5 protein-coding genes are annotated in these 4,786 nt (G+C 27.0%); all 5 read left to right on the top strand.

What is annotated here, in order from left to right; all coding sequences use genetic code 11:
- Window positions 1-1,224 (top strand): TonB-dependent receptor (locus Q0V09_RS07830; RefSeq protein ID WP_297488231.1); only part of this gene is annotated, 1,224 nt, incomplete at its 5' end.
- Between the two features lie 22 nt (window positions 1,225-1,246).
- Window positions 1,247-2,215 (top strand): iron ABC transporter permease, encoded by a 969-nt coding sequence (locus Q0V09_RS07825; protein ID WP_297488229.1) that lies wholly within the window; start codon window positions 1,247-1,249, stop codon window positions 2,213-2,215.
- Window positions 2,215-2,988 (top strand): ABC transporter ATP-binding protein, encoded by a 774-nt coding sequence (locus Q0V09_RS07820; protein WP_297488226.1) that lies wholly within the window; start codon window positions 2,215-2,217, stop codon window positions 2,986-2,988. Before Q0V09_RS07825 ends, Q0V09_RS07820 begins: the two co-directional genes overlap by 1 nt.
- A 10-nt stretch (window positions 2,989-2,998) precedes the next feature.
- The gene (locus tag Q0V09_RS07815) at window positions 2,999-3,883 is read left to right on the top strand and encodes an ABC transporter substrate-binding protein (protein WP_297488223.1); all 885 of its coding nucleotides are present in this window, start codon (window positions 2,999-3,001) and stop codon (window positions 3,881-3,883) included.
- Window positions 3,873-4,736 (top strand): ABC transporter ATP-binding protein, encoded by an 864-nt coding sequence (locus Q0V09_RS07810; protein ID WP_297488220.1) that lies wholly within the window; start codon window positions 3,873-3,875, stop codon window positions 4,734-4,736. Before Q0V09_RS07815 ends, Q0V09_RS07810 begins: the two co-directional genes overlap by 11 nt.
- Window positions 4,737-4,786 lie beyond the last annotated feature (50 nt).

Raw genomic sequence — 4,786 nt, 5'->3', positions numbered from 1 at the left:
AAGTTAATAACAAATGATACAAAAAAAGATGAATTTAATGCAAAATATGAGTATAAAATAAATGAGAATATAATTTTAGATATATTAGGATTCTATCAAGAGACAGAGATTGCAGATACAAATGATTACGGAAAAATAATGGGATTAAGCCAATATAAGATAATAAATGAAATGAATTTTACAGATAAAAAATCTGGATTTAAACCTAAGTTAAAAATAAATTATGGAGAAGGAAATAATTTGATTTTAGGTTACGATTATATAAATAATAAACTAAAAAGAAATAGTTCAATGGAAATGTTTAGTCCAGAAAAATATATTAATGATTTAAAAAAAGAAACTCATAGTGTATTTGTTTTAAATAAAAATAAAATAGATAAATTTGAGTTCACTCAAGGAATAAGATATGAATATGCACATTATAAAACAGGAAGACAATATATAAAATACTCTTCTAGTCCAATTAATGAAAAGATAAATAGAGATACAACTATGGAAAATATGGCGTATGAATTAGTTGGGAATTATTTATATTCAGATACAGGAAATGTGTATGTAAAAGGTGAAAAAGGATTTACTTCTCCAACACCATCGCAACTTGTTAATAAAATAAATGGAAGATACATAAATAATAATTTAAAATCAGAGACATATATGACATATGAGGCTGGATTTAAAGATAATATATTTGGAAGTTTTGTTAGCGGAGCAATTTATTTAACAGAAACTAAGGATGAAATATTTACAGAAAATTTAGATAAGATGGATTTTAAAAACCATAATATTGGAAAAACAAGAAGACATGGTTTAGAGTTAAATGCGGAACAGTATTTTGGAAAATTAACTATTAGAGAAGGGTATTCTTTAGTAAAAACAGAAATATTGAAAGATCGGAATAAATCAATAGAAGGAAATGAAATATCAGATGTTCCTAATCAAAAGTTGAATTTAGGTTTAGATTATGAATTAACATCGAAATTAAAATTAATAACAGATACTGTTTATAGTGCTGGATATTATACAAATAATGACAATAAAAATGGAAAAGTAAATGAGTATATAGTGACAAATATTACATTAAACTATAATTATTCAGAAAGTTTAAGAGTTTATACAGGAATAAATAATATATTCAATGAAAAATATTACAATTCAATAAATGAAGATGAGTTTGATCCAGCAGCAGAGAGAAGTTTTAATGCAGGATTTAAATATAGTTTCTAATTGAAAAAGGAGAAGAATTAATATGAAAAAATATTTACCAACAATATTAATTCTGGGAATAATAATAATAGGAATACTTTCCATAGGTATGGGAAGTGTTCCTGTATCATTGAATCAATTATTTTCAATGTCACAAGCCCCAGATTACATAAAAACAATAATATATGAGATAAGATTACCAAGAATATTAATGGCTATTTTAATAGGAATGATGTTATCTTCAAGTGGAGTAGTAGTGCAAGCAGTATTCCAAAATCCTTTAGCAGACCCTTATATAATAGGAATTGCAGCAAGTGCAACTTTTGGTGCAGTAATAGCTTATGTACTACAATTACCAGATATAATGTATGGGGTATTAGCTTTTATATCATGTTTAATAAGTACTTTTGTTATATTTAAACTTTCAAATAGAAATGGAAAAGTTGATATTACAACACTTCTAATAGTAGGAATAGCAGTATCAGCTTTTATAGGTGCATTTACATCCTTTGCAATGTACTTAATAGGAGAAGAATCTTTTAAAATTACAATGTGGTTAATGGGTTATTTAGGAGGAGCAACTTGGTTAAAAGTTGGAATTTTAGTAGTTCCATTAATAATTTCAATGATTTTCTTCTTTCTTCAAAGAACTCAACTGGATGCACTACTTTCTGGAGATGAAGAAGCTCACTCTTTAGGTGTGGATGTACAAAAGATAAAGATTCAAGTGCTTTCAGTATCAGCTTTTGTAGTGGCATTTTCAGTTGCTTTTAGTGGCATGATAGGTTTTGTAGGACTAATAATACCTCACTCAATAAGAATGATAACAGGGCCATCAAATTCTAAATTACTTCCAAATGCAGCTTTAGCAGGAGGATTTTTTTTACTAGTATCTGATACTATTGGAAGATTGATCTTAGCTCCTGTTGAGATACCAATAGGAGTAGTAACAGCGTTCTTTGGAGCACCATTCTTTTTATATTTAGCATTTAAAGGAAAGGGTGGAAGATAATGGCAATTAAAGTTAATAATTTAAAATTCTCTTATGGTGAGAAAGAAACTCTAAAGGGTGTCAATGTTCACATTAAAAAAGGAAAATTCACAGGAATACTTGGACCAAATGGTTGTGGAAAATCTACTTTTTTAAAAAATGTTTTAGGATATTTAAAATCAAATAGTGGAAATGTAAAAATAAATAATATAGATAGAGATGAAGTTAGTAAAAAAGAGATTGCTAAGATAATATCTTTAGTTCCTCAAAAATCAAATTTAATGGCAACAATGTCTGTGGAAGATTTTGTATTAATGGGGAGATTACCTCATTTAAAATCATCATGGTCTGGATATACAAAAGAGGATAAAAATATGGCTAGTGAAAATTTAAAATTTTTAGGATTGGATAAATTTAAAGAAAGAATAGCTTTAAGTTTATCTGGTGGAGAGTTTCAAAGAGTTCTTTTAGCAAGAGCTCTAACACAAAATCCAGAAATTTTATTATTAGATGAACCAACATCTGCTCTTGATTTAAATCACGCTGTAGAACTTTTAAATAGAGTGAAAACATTAGTTCAAGATAAGGAGCTAACAAGTGTAGCAGTTTTACATGATTTAAATTTAGCATCTATGTTTTGCGATGAACTAATTATTATGAAAGATGGGAAAGTAGCTTATCAAGGTACACCAAAAGAAGTTTTAACAGAGGAGATATTAAAAGAGGTTTATAATTTAAAATCAAAAGTCTTAAAAGATGAGAATGGTTACCCATATGTGATACCATTAATATAGAGGAGAAAAAATGAAAAAGATAATAATAAGTTTAATGAGTTTAGTTATTTCTACATCAGCTTTTTCAATGAAAATAGTAGGTGATAAAATAATAGATAGTAGAGGAAATTCTATTGAAAAAAAGGAATATAAGAAGATAATAGTTTTAGATCCAGCAGTAGTAGAGTCCTTTTATTTAATTGGTGGAGAAAAAAATATTGCAGCAATAGCTGAAACAGCAAGATCACCAATTTGGCCAGTTGAAAAAACAAAAGTTTTACCAAAAGCAGGAACACTAACTAAGCCATCTATAGAGCATGTACTTTCATTTACACCAGATTTAGTAATATTAAATTCAATGTCTGAAGGATTTGGAGATATATTAAAAGCTAGAAATTTGAAATTTATTGTTAATGAAGGAACATCTTTTAATGAGATACTAGAAAATTTAGATAGTTATGGAGTTCTTACTGGAAATGAATCAAAAGCTAAATCTATAAAAAAAGAGTATGAGAATAAATTAAAAAATATAAAAGAGGAAATAAGTAAAAAACCACTTAATATAAAGGGAGCTTTTTTATTTTCAACATCACCAATGATAGTTTTTACAGAAAAATCATTGCCTGGACAGATATTTGAAACTTTAGGAATCGAAAATATTGGAAGTAATCTTCCTGGGGGAAGACCAATTTTATCGCCAGAATATCTAATATCTCAAAATCCAGATATATTAGTAGGTTCAATGGCAATAAAGAATAAAGAGGATATTTTAAACAGCAATCCTTTTGTAAAGGAAACAAAGGCAGGAAAAAACAAAAATGTTCTTATTTTAGATTCTACTAAAATTTTAAGAGGAACACCAAGAGTAATTGATGCCTTATTAGATTTACATAAGGAGTTATCTAATGTTAAATAGAATTTTATATTACTATAAAAAAGAGATAAAACTGCTGACTTATTTTTTAGTCAGCAGTTTTATTGTTACAGGATTGGATTTATTTGGTCCAGTTTTAGTTCAAAGATTAATAGATGATGTAATCCCTACAAAGGCTTTAAATGTATTTTTTAGCTATTCAGTAGTTCTTTTGATAATTTATATAGGTAGATTGTTATTATCTCTATATTCGAGCTCTAGAGGACAATTGATGGGAAATAAAATCAAATCTAGAATGAGAGATGATCTCTTTGAAAAAATTATGAATCAACCAACAAAATTTTTTAATGATAGACAAAGTGGAGATATTATTTCTAGAGTAACAAATGATTTAGAAAATACATCTGCACTTTTATATAGAGGACTTGAAGATTTTTTATTTTCTATCTTATCAATAATAGGTGCTTTAATACTAATGACAAGATTTAATATTAAACTTACAATTTTTACAATGATTCCACTTCCTTTTGCAATATATTTTACTATTTATCAAAATAAAAAATTGAAAAAAGGGTATGTGAATATAAGAAAAAATATGTCTAAAATGACTTCAAGAGTTCATAATACTTTAAGAGTAATATTTTTTGTAAAGGATAACAATTTAGAAGAGGAAAAATTAAATAAGTTTAAAAAAACAAATGAGGATTTATTAGAAGTTGAAAAAGGAAATATATATAATATTTCAGCTTTAATGTCTGGTGTCAACTTTTATAATCAACTGACTCAGTTAATAGTTATTTTTGTAGGAGGATACCTTCATATAAAAGGGGAGCTAAGTCTTGGAATAATAATAACTTTTATTCTTTTAACAAATAGATTTAGAGTTATCTTTTGAAGATCGGAAGAGCGTCGTGTAGGGAAAGAGTGTACGTCCTGGTGTAGATC

Source organism: uncultured Cetobacterium sp. (genome assembly GCF_947039425.1).
Classification (GTDB): Bacteria; Fusobacteriota; Fusobacteriia; order Fusobacteriales; family Fusobacteriaceae; genus Cetobacterium_A.
This window is presented reverse-complemented; position numbering and strand designations above follow the sequence as displayed.

Coding starts and splice junctions, on each gene's coding strand:
- Q0V09_RS07825 (WP_297488229.1), top strand. CDS start 1,247: ATGAAAAAATATTTACCAACAATATTAATTCTGGGAATAATAATAATA.
- Q0V09_RS07820 (WP_297488226.1), top strand. CDS start 2,215: ATGGCAATTAAAGTTAATAATTTAAAATTCTCTTATGGTGAGAAAGAA.
- Q0V09_RS07815 (WP_297488223.1), top strand. CDS start 2,999: ATGAAAAAGATAATAATAAGTTTAATGAGTTTAGTTATTTCTACATCA.
- Q0V09_RS07810 (WP_297488220.1), top strand. CDS start 3,873: ATGTTAAATAGAATTTTATATTACTATAAAAAAGAGATAAAACTGCTG.